This is a genomic window from Streptomyces sp. NPDC044002 (genome assembly GCF_056434525.1).
In genome coordinates, this window is sequence record NZ_JBWKEZ010000043.1 from 43,122 (window position 1) to 62,938 (window position 19,817).

Consider the following 19,817-nt stretch of genomic DNA (forward strand, 5'->3'; position numbering starts at 1 on the left):
TGTGCACAGGCTGTGGAGAATCCGTTCCGCCGGACTCCCGGCGGCCGCCTAGGAGATCGCCGTGCGGAGGCGGACCACCTCGATGGGCTCCGTCTCGTCGTGTGCCGTGAGGTCGATGACCTGGCCCGCCGCGTCCTGGCCGGGGGTGGCCTCCGCGGGATCCGTGGCCTCCGTGGCCTCCGGCCCGGTTTCGCCGCCCGCGGTCTCCGCCTCGTGGACGGCGAGGGCCTCGGCGCCGACCACGTCGGCGAGGTCCTCGTTCTGCACGGACTCGATCGCGGCGCGGGCCTGCGCGGCGTTCTTGGTGCCGAAGAAGTCGAAGCCGCCCTCGGCGCGGGAGGCGGTGCGGCGCTGGGCCGCGTACGGGGACACCGCCGCCGCCGGGCGGCGGGCCGGGACCGCCGACGCCCGGTCGGGGGCGGGAGCGGGAGCGGCCGGGCGGCTGTGCGTGGCCGCCGGGGCGGGAGCGGAGGCGGACCGTTCCTCCGCCTTGCGGGCCAGGGCCGCCATCGCGGCGTGGGCCCGGGCGTAGCCGACCGGGGTGGGCGCTCCGGCACCGGTGCGCTCCTCGGAGACGGCGGGGAGCTCCTTGGGCGCGCCGGCCGGGGCCGAGGCGGTCTCCAGGGCCAGCAGCCGGCGCTTCTCCAGTGCGCTGGCGCGCTCGGTCTCGGCGGTGGCGTACCGGCGCAGCAGGGCGGCGTGCTCCCCGCGCAGGCCCGCCAGTTCGACGCGCTTGGCGCGCAGCTTGGCGTCGAGGCGGGCGCGCAGCAGGCGGGCCTCCTCGATGTCGGATTCGAGCTCGGCTATCCGCTCGTCCGTCTTCCACTCGTCCTTGACCCGTTCGCGGGCCAGCTCCGCCACCCGGCGGCCGGCCGCCCGGTCCCAGGAGCGCATGAGGACGGCACCGCCCACGCCCGCGGCCGCCGTGAGGGCCACGAGCAGGCGCAGCGCGAGGGGTTCCGCGAGGAGCCAGGCCGCACCGGCGCTGGCCACGGAAACCCCGGCGACGGCCGTCGGCGTGAGAAGTCGGTGCAGGGGCTCGGGATTGCGGTGGCGTCCACGGGGCATGGCCTGAAATTTACAGGGCGTGGACCGCGTGTGGGGTACCCGCCCGGCAATCCGTTCCCGGGCAGTTACCCCACAATTGGCCATCAAACACGTAACTACTGCTTCTTCAGGAGTCCCTTGGAGTCCAGATAGGCCTTGGCCACGTCGGCCGGCTTCGCGCGTTCCGCGTCCACCTTGCGGTTCAGCTCGACGAGGTCGGCGGTGGTCAGGGCCTTGGTGAGCGCGTCGAGGGCGGTGGCGACCTCGGGGGTCCCGGCGTCCTTGGCGTTGACGACGGGCAGCACGTTGTCGGCGTTCTGGAGCTTCTTGTCGTCCTCCAGCAGGACCAGGCCGTAGGCGTCGAGGGTGGCGTCGGTGGTGGTGGTCAGTACGAGCTGGTCCACCCCGTCCTTGACGGCCTGCTTGGCCTGCGGGGTGCCGACTCCCTTGGGATCAATACCGGAAACGGCGATTCCGTAGGTCTTCTCCAGTCCGGGCGCGCAGAAGGGGCGGACGGCGCATTCGTCACCCGCCGCGATCTTCACCTTCAGTCCCGACTTTCCAAGATCGGAAAGGGACTTGAGGTTGTTCTTCTGCGCGAATTCCCTGCTCACGGCGAAGGCGTTCTGGTCGACCGCCGAGCCCGCCGGGAGGGCCTTCAGCCCGAGCGGCGCCGCGATCTTCTCCAGCGCCGCGACGGTCGCCGCCGCGTCGCTGGAGGCGACCGGCTTCTCCTTGGGCGCGTTCGGACCGTTCACCTTGGCGTTCAGGAACTCCGCGAGCGTGGCCGCGTACTCCGGGACGACGTCGATCTCGCCCTTCTCCAGCGACGGCTCGTACAGCTCGCGGTTGTTGACGGTGGTGACCGAGGTGTCGTAGCCGGCGCCGCGCAGGACCTGCGCGTACAGCTCCGCCAGCACGTTGGACTCGGTGAAGCCCGCCGCGCCGACCACGAGCCTGCCCTTGCCGCCGCCGGCGGGGGCCGAGGCGGAACCGCCGTCCTTGGACTTCTCCAGGCTCTCGCCGCCGCACGCGGCCAGCGAGACGGTCAGGGCCACCGCGCCCAGGGTCGCGCCGAGGATGCGCGTGGACTTGCTCATCATGCTCCTTAGGGATCGGTCAGAGGGAGGACGGCCGGCCGCGCCTCAGCGCGACGGGGCTCCCGGCAGCAGCCGGTCGGCCGCCACCAGCGCGCCCTCCACCACCAGGGCCAGCAGCGCCACCAGCACGGCGCCCGCCACCACCTGCGGGGTGTTGTACGTGTTGAAGCCGGCGGTGATGATCCGGCCCAGGCCGCCCTGGCCGACCATCGCCGCGATCGTGGCGGTGGCGACGACCTGCACGGCGGCCGAGCGCAGCCCGGTCATCACCAGGGGCCGCGCGAGGGGCAGTTCCACGCGCAGGAACAGCTGGCTCCCGGACATGCCCATCCCCCGGGCCGCCTCGACCACCGAGCGGTCCACCTCGCGCATGCCGACGTACGCGTTGGTCAGCAGCGGCGGTACGGCGAACAGCACCAGCGCGGCGATGGTGGGCAGGTAGCCCGCGCTGCGCAGCGGCGAGACCATGAACAGGGCCAGCACCGCGAACACCGGCACGGCCCGGCCGGCGTTGGAGACGTTCACCGCGAGGGTGCCGCCCTTGCCGAGGTGGCCCAGCCACAGCCCGACCGGCAGGGCCACCGCGCAGGCGACGGCCAGGGCGATCCCGCTCACGTAGACGTGCTCGCCGAGCCGGTGCCACACCCCCGCCTCGCCGGACCAGTTGGCCCCGTCGGCCAGCCAGTCCCAGGCCTTCGCCATCACGCCCATGCCCTCACGCCCCCTTCACGGCGCGGCGGCCGGGCCGCGTCCACGGGGTCAGCAGCCGCTGCACTCCGAGCAGCAGCAGGTCGGCGACGAGCGCCAGCAGCACGCACAGCACCGATGCGGTGAGCACCTGGGCCTTGAAGGAGCTGTTCACGGCGGGGGCGATCAGGTTGCCCAGCCCGCCCTTGCCGACGATGGAGCCGACGGTGGTCAGCGCCACCGTCGACACGGTGGCGATCCGCACCCCGGCGAGCAGCGCGGGCAGCGCCAGCGGGAGTTCGACCTGCCACAGCAGCCGGGCCGGGCCGTAGCCCATGCCGCGCGCGGCCTCCCGTACGTCCTCGGGGACGGCTTCCAGGCCGGCCAGCACGTTGCGGACCAGGATGGTCAGCGAGTACAGCACCAGACCGGTCACCACGAGCGCCGCCGACAGCCCGAAGAAGGGCAGCAGCAGGGAGAACATGGCGAGCGAGGGGATCGTGTAGAGCAGGGTGGTCAGGCCCAGCACGGGGGCCGCCCAGCGGCGGCCGCGGCGGGCCAGCAGGGCGAGGGGGACGGCCACGGCGACGCCGACGAGCACCGACACGACGGTGATCCAGACGTGTTCGACGGTGGCGTCGGTGAGTTCCCGGGAGCGGGAGGTGACGTACTCCCAGCAGATCCAGTCGTTCGCCACCAGGCAGCCCTGCCCGGCCAAGCCGCTCACCCCTTCCCCCCTCGCACGGATGTGCCGCACAGCGGCCACCGAGCGACCATAACCCCCGGTGCCCGCGATGGCCGGAATCATTCGCACAGCCGCAACACTCCCCTGACAAACCCTTCGCCCATCCGGGCGGACCGTTGGGGGAGGATGGCGGGGTGATCCGATTCGAGCGAGTGACCAAGCGCTACCCCGACGGGACGACGGCCGTCGAGGAGCTGTCCTTCGAGGTCGCGGAGGGCGAGCTGGTCACGCTGGTCGGCCCGTCCGGCTGCGGCAAGACGACCACGATGAAGATGGTCAACCGGCTGATCGAGCCGACCTCCGGCCGGATCCTGCTGAACGGCGAGGACATCGCCGCCGCCGACCCGGTCGAGCTGCGCCGCCGCATCGGCTACGTCATCCAGCAGGTCGGGCTGTTCCCGCACAAGACGGTCCTGGAGAACACGGCGACCGTGCCCCAGCTGATCGGCACCCCGAAGGCCAAGGCCCGCGCCCGCGCCGCCGAACTGCTCGAACTCGTGGGGCTGGATCCGGCCGTCCACGGGGGCCGCTACCCGCAGCAGCTGTCGGGCGGGCAGCGCCAGCGCGTCGGCGTGGCCCGCGCGCTCGCCGCCGACCCGCCGGTGCTGCTGATGGACGAGCCGTTCGGCGCGGTGGACCCGGTGGTGCGCGAACGGCTCCAGAACGAGTTCCTGACCCTCCAGAAGACCGTCCGCAAGACGATCCTGCTGGTCACGCACGACCTGGAGGAGGCCGTGCGGCTCGGCGACCGGATCGCCGTCTACGGACACGGCACCATCGAGCAGTTCGACCGCCCGGCCGCCGTCCTCGCCGCGCCCGCCACCGAGTACGTGGCCTCCTTCGTCGGCGCCGACCGCGGCCTCAGGCGGCTCGCCGTCACCCCCGTCACGGCGGCCGACCTCACCGCCCCCGACGGCGGCCCGGACCCCGCCGTGACGGTTCCCCTGGGGGCGTCGCTGCGCGAGGCCCTCGCCGCCCTGCTCCAGGACGACTCCGGCCGGATCGGGGTCACCGCCCCGGACTCCGGCGCGCTGGCCGGCGTCCTCACCCCCGGCGGCGTCCACCGGGCGCTGCGCCGGGCCGGCCTCCAGGACTCCTGACGGAGCCGCCCGGACATGCGGAAGGGCCCGGCCGGAGCCGGGCCCTTCGGGTACGCCGTACGAGCACGGGGCTCAGGCCTGGAGGCGGCCGCTCAGCCACACCAGCATCGGCGGGATCTCGCGGCGCCAGGTGTTGAAGTTGTGGCCGCCGCTGTCGAGCACGATCGAGGAGACCCGGTCCGGGCCCTTGACCAGCTTGATGAACTTCTTCGTGTCGTTCAGGTTGTCCTCGCCCTTCTCGCTGGTCGTGACCAGGAAGGACGTACCGGCCGGCTTCTTGTCCTGCATGCTCTGCAGGACGTCCGCGCGGGCCTTCAGCTTGGCGTCGCCGTGGAACAGGTCACCGGTCGTCGCGTCGTCCGCCGCCTTGTAGTAGGCCGACAGGCCCACGCCCGCGCCGAAGGTCTGCGGGTGGTGCGCGGCGATCTTCAGGGCGCAGTAGCCGCCCGTCGAGTTCCCGATGAAGCCCATGTTCTGCGGCTTCTTGCCCACCCGGAAGGTGGACTGGATGGCCTGCGGCAGGTCCTGCGCGAAGAAGGTCTCGGTCTGCGGGCCATCGGGTATGTCCACGCACTCGGTGTCGCGCGGCGGCGCGATGGTCGGCCGCAGCATGACCAGGATCATCGGCTTCATCTTGCCCGCCTTGGCCTGCTTGAAGGCCGTCATCGGGTAGTTCAGCCCTTTGATCAGGTTCTCGGCGGTGCCCGGGTAGCCCGTCAGGACGATCGAGGCCGGAAAGTTCTGGTCCTTGTGCTGCGGCTGGAAGTACTCCGGCGGCAGCCACACGTAGCCGGGGCTCGTTATCTTCGACTTCGGGCCGGTTATGGCCACTTTCAGGATCTGCCCGCCGACCTGCGGCTTGCCGCCGCCCGGCACGTCGAGCTGCTGCTTGTCGATGACCTTGATGTCCTTGCTGCTCATCGAGTGGTCGACGACCTTGCCGATGGACGTCTCCTGGCCGAACAGGTCCGCCCACGAGCCGTAGAAGAGGAACGACTTGTTCGCCGCGAGACCGACTGCCGAGAACAGCGCCAGCTGGGTCGCGAGCAGCAGGCCGATCCGGCCGAGAACCGCGCGCACGCCGCGCCCCGAGAGCTTCGGCCAGGCCCAGACCGTGACCGCGAACAGGGCCACGCCCGCGATGATGGCCAGGACCAGAACCGTATTACTGGTGAGACCCATGAGCAGTCAGTCGACTTTCTGATGGCAGGACTGGATTTTTCCGACGGAAGAGTGAACCCGCCACCCGCCGATGTCGTCCTAGTGGACGCACCACACTCCGGAGGCTGTCGCGGCCTTCGGCCACATGATCTCTCGCGGAGCAACGGGAAGCGATGTCTAGCAGGATAGATGGCGATAAGTCGGGACAGGTTCCGAGTACGGTCCGGCGAATCTTCCGCGGACCACGACCGGAGTCGGTGCCCGGTCTCGTAGGTACGGCCGTCATGATCGTCGGCCTTCTGGACATCGCGGCGGGCGTCTTCCCGCGATTCCGCCACAGCCGGATCCACGCGGTCACCGAGGTGCTGCCCGGTTCCCTGGGCCCCTTCGCCGCGGCCCTCTCCATCAGCGCGGGCGTGCTCATCCTGCTCCTCGCGCACGGTCTCAAGCGCCGCAAGCGCCGCGCCTGGCGGGCCGCCGTCATCCTGCTGCCCGCCGGCGCCGTCGCGCAGTTCGCGTACCGCCACTCCGTCATCGGCGTGGTCATCTCGGCCGTCCTCCTCGCGCTGCTCGTCCGCCACCAGGGTGAGTTCAAGGCCCTGCCGGACCCGCGCAGCCGCTGGAAGGCGCTGGCCAACTTCGTCCTGATGAGCGCCGGCTCCATCGGCCTCGGACTCGTCATCGTCAACGTGCACCCGGGCAAGGTCGTCGGCCGCCCCAGCCTGTACGAGCAGATCACCCACGTCATCTACGGCCTCTTCGGCTTCGAGGGCCCCGTCGACTACGCCGGACGGGTGTCCTGGACCGTCGGCTACTCCCTCGGCGCCCTCGGCATGCTGACCGCCGTCACCACCATCTACCTGGCCTTCCGCCCCGAGCACCCGGCCGCCCAGCTCACCTCCGACGACGAGGAGAAGCTGCGCGAGCTGCTCACCCGGCACGGCGGCCGCGACTCCCTCGGCCACTTCGCGCTCCGCCGCGACAAGGCCGTCGTCTTCTCCCCCAGCGGCAAGGCCGCCGTCACCTACCGCGTGGTCTCCGGCGTGATGCTCGCCTCCGGCGACCCGGTCGGCGACGTCGAGGCCTGGCCCGGCGCCATCGAGCGGTTCATGGAGGAGGCCAAGGCCCACTCCTGGACCCCCGCCGTCGTCGGCTGCAGCGAGACCGGCGGCGAGGTCTGGACCCGCGAGACGGGCCTGGACGCCCTGGAACTCGGTGACGAGGCCATCGTCGACGTCAAAGACTTCTCCCTCTCCGGCCGCCCGATGCGCAACGTCCGGCAGATGGTCAAGCGCATCGAACGCAACGGCTACACCACCAAGGTCCGCCGGGTCAGCGAACTGAACGAGTTCGAGCTGACCCAGGTGCGCAAGGCCGCCGAGGCCTGGCGCGGCACCGACACCGAGCGCGGCTTCTCCATGGCCCTGGGCCGCATCGGCGACCCGGGCGACGGCGACTGCATCATCGCCACCGCGCACCGCATCGAGGAGGGCGACACCAGCCCCTTCGGCGACCTCAAGGCCATCCAGCACTTCGTGCCGTGGGGCAAGGACGGCATGTCGCTGGAGATGATGCGCCGCGACCGCGGAGCCGACCCCGGCATGAACGAACTGCTGATCGTCGCCTCCCTCCAGCAGGCCCCCGAGCTGAAGATCGAGAAGGTCTCCCTGAACTTCGCGATGTTCCGCGCTGCCCTGGCCCGCGGCGAGAAGATCGGCGCCGGACCGGTCCTGCGGGCCTGGCGCGGCCTGCTCGTGTTCCTCTCGCGCTGGTTCCAGATCGAGTCGCTGTACAAGTTCAACGAGAAGTTCCGCCCCCGCTGGGAGCCGCGCTTCATGGTCTACCGGCACCACCGCGACCTGCCGCGCATCGGCTTCGCCGTGATGCAGGCGGAGGGCTTCGTCACGCTGGCCCTCCCCCGCCTCTTCGCGAGCCGCCGCCGCCCCAAGCCGGTCCGCACCTGCACGCACACGGTCCACGAGGCCAAGGTCCCCGCGCAGCAGGACCGCGAGGTCCAGGCCGCGTAAGCCCTGCCGGGCGGGTGGGGAACCCCTGCGGGGCTGGTCCCCTACCCGCCCTTCCACCGTTCCCAGGGGCTCCGCCCCTGACCCCGTTGCGCTCAAACGCCGCGCGGGCTGGAGTGCGCGCAGCGCACTTCCAGCCCCGCCGGCGTTTGAGGCGCGGGGGTCTGGGGGCGGAGCCCCCAGGGAACGGGCGAAGGGCGGGTAGGGGACCGCCCCGCGCAGCGGCACCCCCGGCGACCGGCCCCGCCGCATCCGCATCCGCATCGGCCGGCCCCCACAGCCAAGCCGCATAACCGCCCGGCCAGGGCAGGGGCTCTACCCTGGGCCCATGAACAGCAACCTCGGGCCGGCCCCCAGGGGCATCGTCACAGGGCTGCCCGACTGGGACCGCTGCGCGGTCATGGGCGTCGTCAACGTCACCCCGGACTCCTTCTCCGACGGCGGCCGGTGGTTCGACACCACCGCCGCCGTCAAGCGCGGCCTCGAACTCGTCGCCCAGGGCGCCGACCTCGTCGACGTCGGCGGTGAGTCCACCCGCCCCGGAGCCACCCGCGTCGACGCCGAGGAAGAGCTCCGCCGGGTCGTGCCCGTCGTCCGGGGCCTGGCCTCCGAGGGCGTCGTCGTCTCCGTCGACACCATGCGCGCCGCCGTCGCCGAGCAGGCCGTCGCCGCCGGCGCCCGCCTCGTCAACGACGTCAGCGGCGGCCTCGCCGACCCCGGCATGATCCCCGCCGTCGCCGCCGCCGAGGTGCCCTTCGTGGTCATGCACTGGCGCGGCTTCAGCGACAACATGAACAGCCTCGCCGTCTACGACGACGTCCTCGCCGAGGTCGCCGCCGAGCTCCGCGCCCGCATCGACGCCGTCGTCGCCGGCGGCATCGCCCCCGAGCGGATCGTCGTCGACCCCGGCCTCGGCTTCGCCAAGAACGCCGAGCACGACCTGGCGCTCGTCGCCCGCCTCCCCGAGCTGCGCGCCCTCGGCTTCCCGCTCCTCGTCGCCGCCTCCCGCAAGCGCTTCCTCGGCCGGGTCCTGGCCGGCACCGCCGATACCGCCCCGCCGCCGGCCCGCGAGCGGGACGCCGCCACGGCCGCCGTCTCGGCCATCGCCGCGCACCAGGGCGCCTGGGCCGTACGGGTGCACGAGGTACGGGCGACCGCGGACGCGGTTCGGGTGGCCCGTGCCGTGGAAGGGGCTCTTTGACCCGCCCGACGCACACCCGCCGGAAGTACAGGGAAGGGGCACGGTGAGCCGTACCGACATCGAAGCCGTGGAAGAGGCCAACACGGCCTTCTACGCGGCCATGGAGCAGGGGGACTTCGACACGCTGTCGGCGCTCTGGCTGGAGGACGAGATCTCCTGCGTCCACCCCGGGTGGCCGGTGCTCTCGGGGCGGGGCGAGGTGCTGCGCTCGTACGCGCTGATCATGTCCCACACCGAGTACATCCAGTTCTTCCTGACCGACACCAAGGTGGCCCTCATAGGTGACACCGCCCTGGTCACGTGCACGGAGAACATCCTCAGCGGGGGCCCCGCCCCGGAGGCCGGCGAGCTGGGTCCGCTGGTCGGTCAGCTGGTCGTCGCCACGAATGTGTTCCGACGCACACCGGAGGGCTGGCGCCTCTGGTCCCACCACGGTTCTCCCGTGCTCACGGACTCCGATGACGAGGAAGAAGAGGGCTCCGGCTGACCCCAAAGGCGGGGGCCGAGGTTTATCGCAGGTAAATTCGAAGGTGGACGACGCCGACCGCACTCGGCGTAGGCCCATGGCCCCGGGGAGCCCCGGGACCGGAAGCACCTACGAAAGCAGGAGTGATTCGCGTGGATCGTGTCGCGCTGCGCGGCCTCAAGGCTCGCGGGCACCACGGCGTCTTCCCCCGGGAGCGCGAAGAGGGCCAGACCTTCATCGTCGACCTCGTGCTGCACCTGGACACCCGCCCGGCCGCGGCCGGTGACGACCTGGCTAAGACCGTGCACTACGGCGTCGTGGCCGAGGAGGTCGTGGACGTGGTCCAGGGCGAGCCCGTGGACCTGATCGAGACCCTCGCCGAGCGGATCGCCCAGCAGTGCCTCAAGCACGAGGCGGTGGCACAGGTGGAGGTCGTCGTCCACAAGCCGGACGCGCCGATCACCGTGCCCTTCGACGACGTGACCATCACGATCACCCGGAGCCGCGCATGAACAACGGACTGAACGCCCAGAGCGACCCCACCGTCCAGCCGGTACCCGCCTCCGTCGTCCAGGCGGTCGACGCGGCGGACACCACCCTGTCCAACCCCAAGTGGGCCGTCGTCGCGCTCGGCGCGAACCTCGGCAACCGCCTGGACACCCTCCAGGGCGCCATCGACGCCCTCGGCGACACCCCGGGGCTGCGGGTCAAGGCCGTCTCCCCGGTCTACGAGACGGAGCCGTGGGGCGTCGAGCCCGGCTCGCAGCCCTCGTACCTGAACGCCGTCGTCGCGCTGAAGACCACCCTGCCGCCCTCCTCCCTGCTGGAGCGGGCCCACGCGATCGAGGAGGCCTTCGACCGCGTCCGCGAGGAGCGCTGGGGGCCGCGCACGATCGACGTCGACATCGTGACGTACGCCGACGTGGTCTCCGACGACCCGGTCCTCACCCTCCCGCACCCGCGGGCGCACCTGCGGTCCTTCGTCCTGGCCCCCTGGAACGACATCGACCCCGGGGCCCAGCTGCCCGGCCGCGGCCCCGTCGCGGAGCTGCTGGCCGCGATCGGCCTCACCGGTGTCACGGCACGCACCGACCTGGAACTCCGCCTGCCGGAGTAGCCGTTAGCGTGTTCAGGTAGCAGCCACTGAACAGGGGACGGGCAAGTGAAGCAACTGAGGCCGGCGGTCCTGGCGGGAATCTTCGCGATCGCCGGGGTGCTGTCCTGGGCGGGTGCCCGCCTGTGGAACGCGTACGGCACCCTGCCGGGCGTCCCGCTGGCCGCGCCGATCGTGCTGGCGGTGATCGCCGTCGTCCTGCTGGCGACGGCCCTGTCGATGCGCGCCCGCCTCAAGGCCCAGCGGGAGCGCCGCCCGGGGGCGAAGGGCGTGGAGCCGCTGATGGCGGCCCGGGCGGTGGTCTTCGGACAGGCGAGCGCCCTGGTCGCGGCCCTGGTCGCGGGCATGTACGGCGGCGTGGGCGTCTTCCTGCTGACCGACGCGATGGACGTCCCGGCCCGCCGCGACCAGGCCTGGTACGCGGGCGGCTCGGTCATCGCCGGCGCGGCCGTGATCGCCGCCGCGCTGTTCCTGGAGCGCGTCCTGAGGCTCCCCGAGGACGACGACCCGTCCAGGGCCCGCGCGACGGCCTGAGCCCCGGCCGGGCCTGGACGGGCCTAGACGGGTCCCAGCTGCTGCCACAGGGGCTGGACCAGGGGTCCCAGGGCCTCCCAGTGGCAGATCTCCAGCGACACCATCAGGCCCTCGTCGGCGAAGAGCAGCGCCTCGCCGACACACGCGCCCTCCGGGGAGCGGAGGGGGCGGCTCGCCACGATCGGGGAGGCCCCGGACTCCGCCCTCGCCGCCGGCACGCCCCTGGGCCCGACCCGCAGGTCCTGGCTGGGGCAGCCGCACATGCAGCCGGGCTTCATCAGGGCGTGCGGGATCTGAGCCCGGTAGACGGGGTCCTGGCCGCTCTCCCCGGCCAGCAGGACCTCCAGGGTGCGCCGGACGTCCTCGCTCAGCGGCTCCCAGACGGCCTCTCCCGCCGTCGGCTCCCGCACGGCCTCAGCGCGCCATGATCAGGCTCATGGCCTCGTTGCGGGTCGCGGGGTCGCGCAGCTGGCCGCGGACCGCAGAGGTGATGGTCTTCGCGCCGGGCTTGCGGACGCCACGCATGGTCATGCACATGTGCTCGCACTCGATGACCACGATGCAGCCGCGCGGGTCGAGGATCTCCATCAGGGAGTCGGCGATCTGCGTGGTCAGGCGCTCCTGGACCTGGGGGCGGCGGGCGTAGACGTCCACCAGGCGGGCCAGCTTGGACAGGCCGGTGATCTTGCCGTCGGTGGACGGGATGTAGCCGACGTGGGCCACACCGTGGAACGGGACCAGGTGGTGTTCACAGCTCGACATGACCTCGATGTCCTTCACCAGGACCATCTCGTCGTGGCCGAGGTCGAACGTCGTGGTCAGGACCTCTTCGGGCTTCTGGTAGAGGCCGGCGAATATCTCCTTGTACGCCCGCGCGACGCGCGCCGGGGTCTCCAGGAGGCCTTCGCGGTCCGGGTCCTCGCCGACCGCGATCAGGAGTTCACGGACGGCCGCCTCGGCGCGCTTCTCGTCGAACTCGCCGATCGTGCCCTCGCCACCGGTCAGGGTCACTGGGTCGGTCATCTCATCCTCGTTCCTGTGCGCACGCGCGGCTTCGTACAAATGTGCCGCGCCCCCCAGGCTAGAACCTGGGGGGCGCGGCTTCCATTCCGGGTGGTCAGGCCTCGGGGCGGTCCTCCGGGGCCACCTCGATGCCCTTCTCCGTCGAGACGGGCGCCGCGGCTGCCGCCGAGGTGCCGTTCGCGGAGTTCGTCAGCTGGAGCTCCTTGGGAGAGAGCACCGGCGGACGGGTGGAGGGGGTACGGCGGGACGAGCCGGTCCACGCCGGACGGGCCGGGCGCTTCACGATCGTGGAGAAGATCTCGGCGATCTCCTCCTTGCCCAGCGTCTCCTTCTCCAGGAGCGCGAGGACGAGGTTGTCCAGGACGTCCCGGTTCTCGACCAGGATCTCCCAGGCCTCGTTGTGCGCGGTCTCGATGAGCTTCTTGACCTCTTCGTCGACCAGCGCCGCGACCTCTTCCGAGTAGTCCCGCGGGTGCGACATCTCGCGGCCCAGGAACGGCTCGGTGTTGTCCCCGCCGAACTTGATCGCGCCGAGGCGCTCGGTCATGCCGTACTGGGTGACCATCGCGCGGGCCGTCGCCGTGGCCTTCTCGATGTCGTTCGCCGCGCCGGTGGTCGGGTCGTGGAAGACCAGTTCCTCCGCCGCGCGCCCGCCCAGCATGTAGGCGAGCTGGTCGAGCATCTCGTTGCGCGTGGTCGAGTACTTGTCCTCGTCGGGCAGGACCATGGTGTAGCCCAGGGCCCGGCCGCGGGACAGGATCGTGATCTTGTGGACCGGGTCGGAGTTCGGGGAGGCCGCCGCGACCAGGGCGTGTCCGCCCTCGTGGTACGCGGTGATCTTCTTTTCCTTGTCCGACATGATCCGGGTCCGCTTCTGCGGGCCCGCCACGACGCGGTCGATCGCCTCGTCCAGCATGTGGTTGTCGATCAGCTTCTTGTCCGAGCGGGCCGTGAGGAGCGCGGCCTCGTTGAGGACGTTGGAGAGATCGGCACCCGTGAAGCCGGGGGTGCGGCGGGCGACGGCCGAGAGGTCGACGTCCGGTGCGACCGGCTTGCCCTTCTGGTGGACCTTGAGGATCTCCAGACGGCCCTGCATGTCGGGACGGTCGACCGCGATCTGCCGGTCGAAGCGGCCCGGGCGCAGCAGTGCCGGGTCGAGGATGTCGGGCCGGTTCGTGGCGGCGATCAGGATGACGCCGCCCTTCACGTCGAAGCCGTCCATCTCGACCAGGAGCTGGTTGAGGGTCTGCTCGCGCTCGTCGTGGCCGCCGCCGAGACCCGCACCGCGGTGCCGGCCGACGGCGTCGATCTCGTCGACGAAGACGATCGCCGGCGCGTTGGCCTTGGCCTGCTCGAACAGGTCGCGGACGCGCGAGGCACCGACACCGACGAACATCTCGACGAAGTCGGAACCGGAGATCGAGTAGAAGGGGACGCCGGCCTCGCCCGCGACGGCACGCGCGAGCAGGGTCTTGCCGGTGCCGGGCGGGCCGTAGAGCAGCACGCCCTTGGGGATCTTGGCGCCGACGGCCTGGAACTTCGCCGGCTCCTGGAGGAACTCCTTGATCTCGTGGAGTTCCTCGACGGCCTCGTCCGAGCCCGCGACGTCGGCGAACGTCGTCTTCGGGGTGTCCTTGGTGATGAGCTTCGCCTTGGACTTGCCGAAGTTCATGACCCGGGAGCCGCCGCCCTGCATCTGGTTCATCAGGAACAGGAAGACGACGACGATGAGGACGAAGGGCAGGAGCGAGAGCAGCACGCTCAGGAACGGGCTGGTCTTGTCCGGCGTGACGGAGTAGCCGTCCGGGATCTGACCGGCTTCGTACTTGCTCTGGAGGTTCTGGGCGAGCTGGACGCCCTGGTCCCCGATGTAGTTGGCCTGGAACTTGGTGCCGCTGTTGTTGCCGAGCTTCTGGCCCTTCTTCAGCTCGATCTTGATCATCTGGCTGTCACCGGTGGTCAGCTTGGCGCTGTCCACCTGGCCACTGTTGATCGCCTTGATGACCTCGCTGGTCTCCACCGACTTGTAGCCGCCGCCGGAGCCGACGACGTTCATCAACACGACCACGGCGAGGACGGCCAGCACGATCCACATGACCGGCCCACGGAAGTATCGCTTCACGTCCATCCATACGGGGTGCCGGGCACCCCGTCCCTCCTGCCCGTAGGTAAATGCTGCTGTGAGTAAAGACTGTTCTTCGGAATGTACCTCTGTATTGTCACCCGCGACCTCGAGGGACGGCTGACAGACCCGCCTTCCCACGCTCCAACGTCGGGAACCGCCCCCGGGTTCCCCCGGGGGCGCCGCCGGTGACGGCGTCCGCGAAGGCCGGGGTCAGCCGCCGTAGACGTGCGGGGCGAGCGTGCCGACGAACGGCAGGTTGCGGTACTTCTCCGCGTAGTCGAGGCCGTAGCCGACGACGAACTCGTTCGGGATGTCGAAGCCGACCCACTCGACGTCGATCGCGACCTTCGCGGCCTCGGGCTTGCGCAGCAGCGTGACGACCTTCAGGGAGGCCGGCTGGCGGGAGCCGAGGTTCGACAGCAGCCAGGACAGGGTCAGGCCCGAGTCGATGATGTCCTCGACGATCAGGACGTGCTTGTCCTTGATGTCGGTGTCGAGGTCCTTGAGGATCCGCACCACGCCCGAGGACTGGGTCCCGGCGCCGTACGAGGACACCGCCATCCAGTCCATGGTGAGAGGGGTGGACAAGGCGCGCGCCAGGTCCGCCATCACCATGACGGCGCCCTTGAGCACGCCGACGATGAGCAGGTCCTTGCCCGCGTACTCCGCGTCGATCTTCGCGGCCAGCTCGGCCAGCTTCGCGTCGATCTCTTCCTTGGTGATGAGCACCGACTGGAGGTCGTTGCCCATGTCCTTCTCGTCCACCCGCATCACTTTCGTTGTCGGCCGGGGCTCCGGGGGTGCCCCCGGAGGACTCAGCCGTGCTTCAGCACCAATCAGCCCTGCCGGATGACAAGTCTGCCACCCTGCCGCTGGGCCTCGACGCGGCCGGGCAGGTTGATGGCGCCCTGGCCCCGCCATCCCGTGATGAGGCGGTCGACTTCCTCGATGTGGCGTGCGAAGAGCGAGCCGGCGGGGGAGCCCGCCGCGACCACGGCCCGGCGCAGCACCCGGCGGCGGACGGCCGGGGGCAGCGCGTACAGCTTGGCGCACTCCAGGCGGCCGTCCTCGTCGCGCACGCCCGCCTCGGCGTCGGCGGCCCAGGCGTCGAGGGCGTCGGCGTCGTCGCGGGAGAGCTGGGCGGTGCGGGCGAGCGCTTCCACGACTCCCTTGCCGAGCGCCTTCTCCAGGGCGGGCAGTCCCTCGTGGCGCAGCCGGGAGCGGGTGTAGGCGGGGTCGATGTTGTGCGGGTCGTCCCAGACGGGCAGGGACTGGACCATGCAGGCCTTGCGGGCCGTCTGCCGGTCGACCTGGAGGAAGGGGCGCCGGTAGCGGTTGGTGCGGCCGGGGCCGCCGGAGACTTCGGCCATGCCGGAGAGGGAGCGGATGCCGGAGCCGCGGGCGAGGCCCAGCAGGACGGTTTCAGCCTGGTCGTCACGGGTGTGTCCGAGCAGCACGGCGCAGGCCCCGAGCCGGTCCGCCGCCTCGTCCAGGGCGGCGTAGCGGGCGTCGCGGGCCGCGGCCTCGGGTCCGCCCTCGCGGCCGACGCGCACGGCGACGGACTCCACCGGGTCGAGGCGGAGCGCGGTCATGCGGGTCACGACCTCCGCGGCGCGCAGGTCGGAGCCGACCTGGAGGCCGTGGTCGACGGTGATGCCGCCCGCCCGGATGCCGAGCTTGGGTGCCTCGAAGGCGAGGGCGGAGGCGAGCGCCATGGAGTCCGCGCCGCCGGAGCAGGCGACGAGGACGAGGGGCTGGGTGCCCGCCGCGCGGGGGCGGGGGATGTCGGTGAGGTCGGTGAGGACGTCGTGGAGTACGCGGCGGACCGCCAGGCGTATCGCCGCGACCGCAGGATGGGGACCCATGTCCGGTGCCCTTCGTGGAGTTCGGATGCTCGGAGGCTTCGGGTGTTGCGCGGGGGGAGATGCGGAATGTCACTCAGAGTGCGTCGATGGTGACAGAACCGAGCCGTTCCCCGAGCATCGCACGCCCTTCCACGGCTCACGGTCCCTCGGAAGGGTGATGCTGCTTCCCCCAGTGAGACATGTTTACGCCTCCTGCTTCACCTTTCTTCGCTCTGCCCCTCGCTGTGCTTGCCGCCCTTGCGGTGGACCCGGGCCACCCAGTCCCCGGGGCGGGCGATCTCGGCCTTGGTGGGCAGGGTGTTGGGCGAGGTCCACACCCGGTTGAAGCCGTCCATGCCGACCTGGCCGACGACGGCCCGTACGAAGCGTTCGCCGTCGCGGTACTGGCGCAGCTTGGCGTCGAGGCCCAGGAGCTTGCGCAGGGCGGCGTCGAGGCGGCCCGCGCCGCTGGCCCGGCGCTGCTGGAACTTCTCGCGGATCTCGGCGACGGAGGGGACGACCTCGGGTCCGACGCCGTCCATGACGAAGTCGGCGTGGCCCTCCAGCAGGGACATCACGGCGGTGAGCCGGGCGAGCACCTCGCGCTGTTCGGGGGTCTGGACGAGTTCGACCAGGGAGGGGCCCTCGTCGCCGCGTTCGCCTTCGGCCCGGGCTCCGGCGAAGGACTGGACGGCCTCGCGGATCCGTTCCAGCACGGCTCCGGGCTCCATCTCGGTGGCGCCGAGGAAGGTCTGGATCTCGCCCTCCAGGTGGGCGCGCAGCCAGGGGACGGCGGTGAACTGGGTGCGGTGCGTCTCCTCGTGCAGGCAGACCCAGAGCCGGAAGTCGTGCGGGTCCACCTCCAGCTCGCGTTCGACGTGCACGATGTTCGGCGCGACGAGCAGCAGCCGGCCTCCGGTGGCGGCGCCGCCCGGCAGGTCGGGGCCGCCGGGCGCGAAGGTCTCGTACTGGCCGAGCACGCGGGAGGCCAGGAAGCTGAGCAGCATGCCCAGCTCGACGCCGGTGACCTTGCCGCCGACCGCGCCGATGACGGCGCCGCCGGGGGTGGCGGAGCGGCGGTCCTGCATCTTGCCGAGGAGCGGGCCGAGGAGTTCGCGGAAGCCCGCGACGTTGGCCTTGACCCAGCCGGCCCGGTCGACGACGAGGACGGGGGTGTCGGGGAGGGGGGAGCCCTCGGGGATCATCCGGGTGAACGCGCGCACGTGCTCCTCGGAGGTCCTGGCGTGCCGGCGGAGTTCCGCCACCACGGCCCGGGCCTCGTCGCGGCTGACTTCCGGACCCGGCCTGACCAGCCGGGTCGCGGTCGCCACCGCGAGGTTCCAGTCGACCATCTCCGCACCACCGATGCTCGTCATGCGTCAACCGTACGTGGACCGGCGCCGTTGGGGGTCCCCCCGGACGGAGTCTGGGGGAGGATCCCCCCGTGGGTCAGGGGGTGGCGGCGACGGCGGCGGCCAGCTTGTCGAGGCCCTTCTCGGCGGCGCCCTTGTCGGGGGTGTTCGCGGCGAGGAAGGCGAAGGCGAGGAGCCGCCCGGACGGGTCGACGACGGTGCCGGCGAGGCCGTTCGCCACGCTGAGGGTGCCCGTCTTGGCCCGGACCAGGCCGGCTGCCGGGGAGTCGCCGGTGTTGCGGCTGCGCAGGGTGCCGGTGAAGCCGGCGACGGGCAGTCCGGTGAGGACCGGCCGCAGCTCGGGGTGGCGGGGGTCGGCGGCCTTGGCGAGGAGGGCCGTCAGGAGGCGGGTGCTGAGCCGGTCGGCCCGGTTGAGGCCGCTGCCGTCGGCGAAGCGGGTGCCCTTGAGGTCGAGGCCGAGGGAGGCCAGCTTCTCGGTGACGGCCTGCTCGCCGCCCTCGAAGCTGGCGGGCCGGCCGGTGGCCAGGGCGGTCTGGCGGGCGAGGGCCTCGGCGATGTCGTTGTCGCTGTGGGTCAGCATCCGTTCCACGAGCCCGGCCAGGGGGGTGGAGAGGGTGGTGGCCAGCGGCTGGGCGCCGGCGGGGGCCTTCGCCCTGGCGGGTTCGCCGCCCACCTTGATGCCGCGGTCGCGCAGCAGGGCGGCGAAGGAGCGGGCGGTGTCCAGGGAGGGGTCCGGGGAGCGGTCCACGGGCCCGGAGGTGGAGTCGTCGGGGCGGCCCTCGTCGGCGGTGAGGGCGGTGACGGGAGCGATGTTGGCGTCGCGGCCGATCGCGTGGAGGACGGGTCCGGTGTAGAGGGAGTCGTCGTAGCCGAGGGTCACCGTGTCCGTGCCGGCGGCCTTGAGGGCCTGGGCGGTGTCGGCGGCCAGGGCCACGAGGCTGCCGCCGGAGCCGGCGGGGCTCTTCTTCTTGGCGGTGAGGGACGGGTCGCCGCCGCCGACCAGGACGATCTCCCCCGGGCCGGCTCCGGGCGTCACGGTGGTCCGGATCCGGTGTTCGGGCCCGAGCGCGGCCAGGGCGGCGCTCGCGGTGGCGATCTTGATGGTGGAGGCCGGGGTCATGGGATCGCCCGCCCCGGACTCGAAGAGCACCTGGCCCGTCGCCAGGTCGATCACCGAGGCCCCGCGCGCGGTGCCGAGCGCGGGGTCCGCGAGCAGGGGCGCGAGGGCCCCGGCGAGCGCGGCGCCGGCGGCGTTCGGGCGCGGGGCGAGGCCGCCCAGTACCCCGGGAGCGCTGGGCGCGGCCTGCGGGAGGCCGCCGGCGGCGTGATCTGCACCACCCGTCCGGCTCCAGGAGGCGGCCCTGTCCCGCTCGGCCTTACGCTGGCCGGAGTCCCAAGGACCCGCGGTGGCGACCACCGCGGCCGACAGGGCGAGGCCGGCGACGGCCGACCCCGCGATGAGCTGCCACGTCTTGGCCAATGGCACCTCGGACCAGCCCCTTTCGCGATCACACATATGCGTGAGGGACACTTAATCACTGCGTCTTGCCGCGAGCATGGCACCCCACCCGCAAGGCTGGGCCGGACGCGCGCGCATTTGAATCAAATGCCGTCTCGAAGCAGTCAAGCTTCGGCACTGGGCCGGAGCTGATCATGGAGGAGCAGGACGTGGAGTTCGACGTCACCATCGAGATCCCCAAGGGTTCGCGGAACAAGTACGAGGTGGACCACGAGACCGGCCGGATCCGTCTGGACCGTCGCCTCTTCACCTCGACCAGCTACCCGACGGACTACGGCTTCGTCGAGAACACCCTCGGCGAGGACGGCGACCCGCTGGACGCGCTGGTCATCCTGGACGAGCCGACCTTCCCGGGCTGCCTGATCAAGTGCCGCGCGATCGGCATGTTCAACATGACCGACGAGGCGGGCGGCGACGCCAAGCTGCTGTGCGTGCCGGCCTCGGACCCGCGCGTCGAGCACCTGCGCGACATCCACCACATCTCCGAGTTCGACCGCCTGGAGATCCAGCACTTCTTCGAGGTCTACAAGGACCTGGAGCCGGGCAAGTCCGTCGAGGGCGCGAACTGGGTCGGCCGCGCCGAGGCCGAGGCCGAGATCGAGGCCTCGTTCAAGCGCCTGGAGGCCCAGGGCGGCCACCACTGAGCTCCGCTCGGTAACGCCTGACCGCAGCGGGGGGGGACCCCCCCAGGGAGGCGCCGTCCGCGGCCGTTCCTGCCCCGGTGCCCCCTTGTTTGATCGGGGGCCCCCCCCTC

20 protein-coding genes are annotated in these 19,817 nt (G+C 71.7%); 8 read left to right on the plus strand and 12 right to left on the minus strand.

What is annotated here, in order from left to right; all coding sequences use genetic code 11:
* Nucleotides 1-48: 48 nt before the first annotated feature.
* From AC07A6_RS27645 to AC07A6_RS27660, 4 genes are all read right to left on the minus strand, one after another.
* On the minus strand, nucleotides 49-1,068 hold the full coding sequence (locus AC07A6_RS27645) for a hypothetical protein (RefSeq protein ID WP_478778943.1): 1,020 nt from the start codon (nucleotides 1,066-1,068) through the stop codon (nucleotides 49-51).
* A 95-nt stretch (nucleotides 1,069-1,163) separates the two neighbouring features.
* Nucleotides 1,164-2,147 (minus strand): ABC transporter substrate-binding protein, encoded by a 984-nt coding sequence (locus AC07A6_RS27650; RefSeq protein ID WP_478778944.1) that lies wholly within the window; start codon nucleotides 2,145-2,147, stop codon nucleotides 1,164-1,166.
* Nucleotides 2,148-2,192: 45 nt separating this feature from the next.
* Complete coding sequence (locus AC07A6_RS27655; protein ID WP_362467409.1) at nucleotides 2,193-2,858, minus strand: ABC transporter permease; 666 nt, start codon at nucleotides 2,856-2,858, stop codon at nucleotides 2,193-2,195.
* 4 nt (nucleotides 2,859-2,862) lie between these two features.
* Nucleotides 2,863-3,552 (minus strand): ABC transporter permease, encoded by a 690-nt coding sequence (locus AC07A6_RS27660; RefSeq protein WP_362467444.1) that lies wholly within the window; start codon nucleotides 3,550-3,552, stop codon nucleotides 2,863-2,865.
* Between the two features lie 161 nt (nucleotides 3,553-3,713).
* Between AC07A6_RS27660 and AC07A6_RS27665 the strand changes: the two genes are divergently transcribed.
* Nucleotides 3,714-4,679: an ABC transporter ATP-binding protein gene (locus AC07A6_RS27665; RefSeq protein ID WP_386274750.1), complete on the plus strand. Its 966-nt coding sequence runs from the start codon at nucleotides 3,714-3,716 to the stop codon at nucleotides 4,677-4,679.
* Nucleotides 4,680-4,751: 72 nt separating this feature from the next.
* On the opposite strand, the gene AC07A6_RS27670 is transcribed toward AC07A6_RS27665, so the two are convergent.
* Nucleotides 4,752-5,861, minus strand: coding sequence for an alpha/beta hydrolase (locus AC07A6_RS27670; protein WP_362467407.1), 1,110 nt, complete (start codon nucleotides 5,859-5,861; stop codon nucleotides 4,752-4,754).
* A 152-nt stretch (nucleotides 5,862-6,013) separates the two neighbouring features.
* Between AC07A6_RS27670 and AC07A6_RS27675 the strand changes: the two genes are divergently transcribed.
* From AC07A6_RS27675 to AC07A6_RS27700, 6 genes are all read left to right on the plus strand, one after another.
* Nucleotides 6,014-7,867, plus strand: a complete 1,854-nt coding sequence (locus AC07A6_RS27675; RefSeq protein ID WP_362467406.1) for a phosphatidylglycerol lysyltransferase domain-containing protein — start codon at nucleotides 6,014-6,016, stop codon at nucleotides 7,865-7,867.
* A 325-nt stretch (nucleotides 7,868-8,192) separates the two neighbouring features.
* Nucleotides 8,193-9,065 carry a dihydropteroate synthase gene (gene folP, locus AC07A6_RS27680; protein WP_478778945.1) on the plus strand — a complete coding sequence of 291 codons (873 nt, stop codon included), beginning with the start codon at nucleotides 8,193-8,195 and terminating at the stop codon, nucleotides 9,063-9,065.
* A gap of 43 nt (nucleotides 9,066-9,108) precedes the next feature.
* Nucleotides 9,109-9,552: a nuclear transport factor 2 family protein gene (locus AC07A6_RS27685; protein WP_362461956.1), complete on the plus strand. Its 444-nt coding sequence runs from the start codon at nucleotides 9,109-9,111 to the stop codon at nucleotides 9,550-9,552.
* A 131-nt stretch (nucleotides 9,553-9,683) separates the two neighbouring features.
* Nucleotides 9,684-10,043, plus strand: a complete 360-nt coding sequence (gene folB, locus AC07A6_RS27690) for a dihydroneopterin aldolase (protein ID WP_030010912.1) — start codon at nucleotides 9,684-9,686, stop codon at nucleotides 10,041-10,043.
* Entirely contained in the window at nucleotides 10,040-10,648 is a 609-nt protein-coding gene (gene folK / locus AC07A6_RS27695) for a 2-amino-4-hydroxy-6-hydroxymethyldihydropteridine diphosphokinase (protein ID WP_362461954.1), read from the plus strand. Before folB ends, folK begins: the two co-directional genes overlap by 4 nt.
* 45 nt (nucleotides 10,649-10,693) lie before the next feature.
* On the plus strand, nucleotides 10,694-11,179 hold the full coding sequence (locus AC07A6_RS27700) for a DUF3180 domain-containing protein (protein WP_362461949.1): 486 nt from the start codon (nucleotides 10,694-10,696) through the stop codon (nucleotides 11,177-11,179).
* 23 nt (nucleotides 11,180-11,202) lie between these two features.
* On the opposite strand, the gene AC07A6_RS27705 is transcribed toward AC07A6_RS27700, so the two are convergent.
* From AC07A6_RS27705 to dacB, 7 genes are all read right to left on the minus strand, one after another.
* Nucleotides 11,203-11,589 (minus strand): hypothetical protein, encoded by a 387-nt coding sequence (locus AC07A6_RS27705; protein WP_478778946.1) that lies wholly within the window; start codon nucleotides 11,587-11,589, stop codon nucleotides 11,203-11,205.
* Nucleotides 11,590-11,593: 4 nt separating this feature from the next.
* Nucleotides 11,594-12,202 carry a GTP cyclohydrolase I FolE gene (gene folE, locus AC07A6_RS27710; RefSeq protein ID WP_362461943.1) on the minus strand — a complete coding sequence of 203 codons (609 nt, stop codon included), beginning with the start codon at nucleotides 12,200-12,202 and terminating at the stop codon, nucleotides 11,594-11,596.
* A 94-nt stretch (nucleotides 12,203-12,296) separates the two neighbouring features.
* Nucleotides 12,297-14,330 (minus strand): ATP-dependent zinc metalloprotease FtsH, encoded by a 2,034-nt coding sequence (ftsH, locus tag AC07A6_RS27715; RefSeq protein ID WP_007264873.1) that lies wholly within the window; start codon nucleotides 14,328-14,330, stop codon nucleotides 12,297-12,299.
* A 207-nt stretch (nucleotides 14,331-14,537) separates the two neighbouring features.
* Complete coding sequence (hpt, locus tag AC07A6_RS27720; RefSeq protein ID WP_007264874.1) at nucleotides 14,538-15,098, minus strand: hypoxanthine phosphoribosyltransferase; 561 nt, start codon at nucleotides 15,096-15,098, stop codon at nucleotides 14,538-14,540.
* Nucleotides 15,099-15,163: 65 nt separating this feature from the next.
* Nucleotides 15,164-16,192: a tRNA lysidine(34) synthetase TilS gene (tilS, locus tag AC07A6_RS27725; protein ID WP_362461939.1), complete on the minus strand. Its 1,029-nt coding sequence runs from the start codon at nucleotides 16,190-16,192 to the stop codon at nucleotides 15,164-15,166.
* A 197-nt stretch (nucleotides 16,193-16,389) separates the two neighbouring features.
* A complete protein-coding gene (locus AC07A6_RS27730) occupies nucleotides 16,390-17,547 on the minus strand; it encodes a zinc-dependent metalloprotease (RefSeq protein ID WP_478778947.1) in 1,158 nt (385 codons plus the stop codon).
* A 73-nt stretch (nucleotides 17,548-17,620) separates the two neighbouring features.
* Nucleotides 17,621-19,060: a D-alanyl-D-alanine carboxypeptidase/D-alanyl-D-alanine endopeptidase gene (gene dacB, locus AC07A6_RS27735; RefSeq protein WP_478778948.1), complete on the minus strand. Its 1,440-nt coding sequence runs from the start codon at nucleotides 19,058-19,060 to the stop codon at nucleotides 17,621-17,623.
* A 152-nt stretch (nucleotides 19,061-19,212) separates the two neighbouring features.
* Between dacB and AC07A6_RS27740 the strand changes: the two genes are divergently transcribed.
* Nucleotides 19,213-19,707 (plus strand): inorganic diphosphatase, encoded by a 495-nt coding sequence (locus tag AC07A6_RS27740; protein ID WP_045946146.1) that lies wholly within the window; start codon nucleotides 19,213-19,215, stop codon nucleotides 19,705-19,707.
* Nucleotides 19,708-19,817: the final 110 nt, after the last annotated feature.

Bases quoted from the DNA above. Each gene is read 5' to 3' on its own strand.
- hpt (WP_007264874.1), bottom strand. From the start codon at position 15,098: ATGCGGGTGGACGAGAAGGACATGGGCAACGACCTCCAGTCGGTGCTC.
- folP (WP_478778945.1), top strand. From the start codon at position 8,193: ATGAACAGCAACCTCGGGCCGGCCCCCAGGGGCATCGTCACAGGGCTG.
- AC07A6_RS27675 (WP_362467406.1), top strand. From the start codon at position 6,014: ATGTCTAGCAGGATAGATGGCGATAAGTCGGGACAGGTTCCGAGTACG.
- dacB (WP_478778948.1), bottom strand. From the start codon at position 19,060: ATGTGTGATCGCGAAAGGGGCTGGTCCGAGGTGCCATTGGCCAAGACG.
- AC07A6_RS27670 (WP_362467407.1), bottom strand. From the start codon at position 5,861: ATGGGTCTCACCAGTAATACGGTTCTGGTCCTGGCCATCATCGCGGGC.
- AC07A6_RS27655 (WP_362467409.1), bottom strand. From the start codon at position 2,858: ATGGGCGTGATGGCGAAGGCCTGGGACTGGCTGGCCGACGGGGCCAAC.
- AC07A6_RS27645 (WP_478778943.1), bottom strand. From the start codon at position 1,068: ATGCCCCGTGGACGCCACCGCAATCCCGAGCCCCTGCACCGACTTCTC.
- AC07A6_RS27650 (WP_478778944.1), bottom strand. From the start codon at position 2,147: ATGAGCAAGTCCACGCGCATCCTCGGCGCGACCCTGGGCGCGGTGGCC.
- AC07A6_RS27730 (WP_478778947.1), bottom strand. From the start codon at position 17,547: ATGACGAGCATCGGTGGTGCGGAGATGGTCGACTGGAACCTCGCGGTG.
- folK (WP_362461954.1), top strand. From the start codon at position 10,040: ATGAACAACGGACTGAACGCCCAGAGCGACCCCACCGTCCAGCCGGTA.
- folE (WP_362461943.1), bottom strand. From the start codon at position 12,202: ATGACCGACCCAGTGACCCTGACCGGTGGCGAGGGCACGATCGGCGAG.
- ftsH (WP_007264873.1), bottom strand. From the start codon at position 14,330: ATGGACGTGAAGCGATACTTCCGTGGGCCGGTCATGTGGATCGTGCTG.
- tilS (WP_362461939.1), bottom strand. From the start codon at position 16,192: ATGGGTCCCCATCCTGCGGTCGCGGCGATACGCCTGGCGGTCCGCCGC.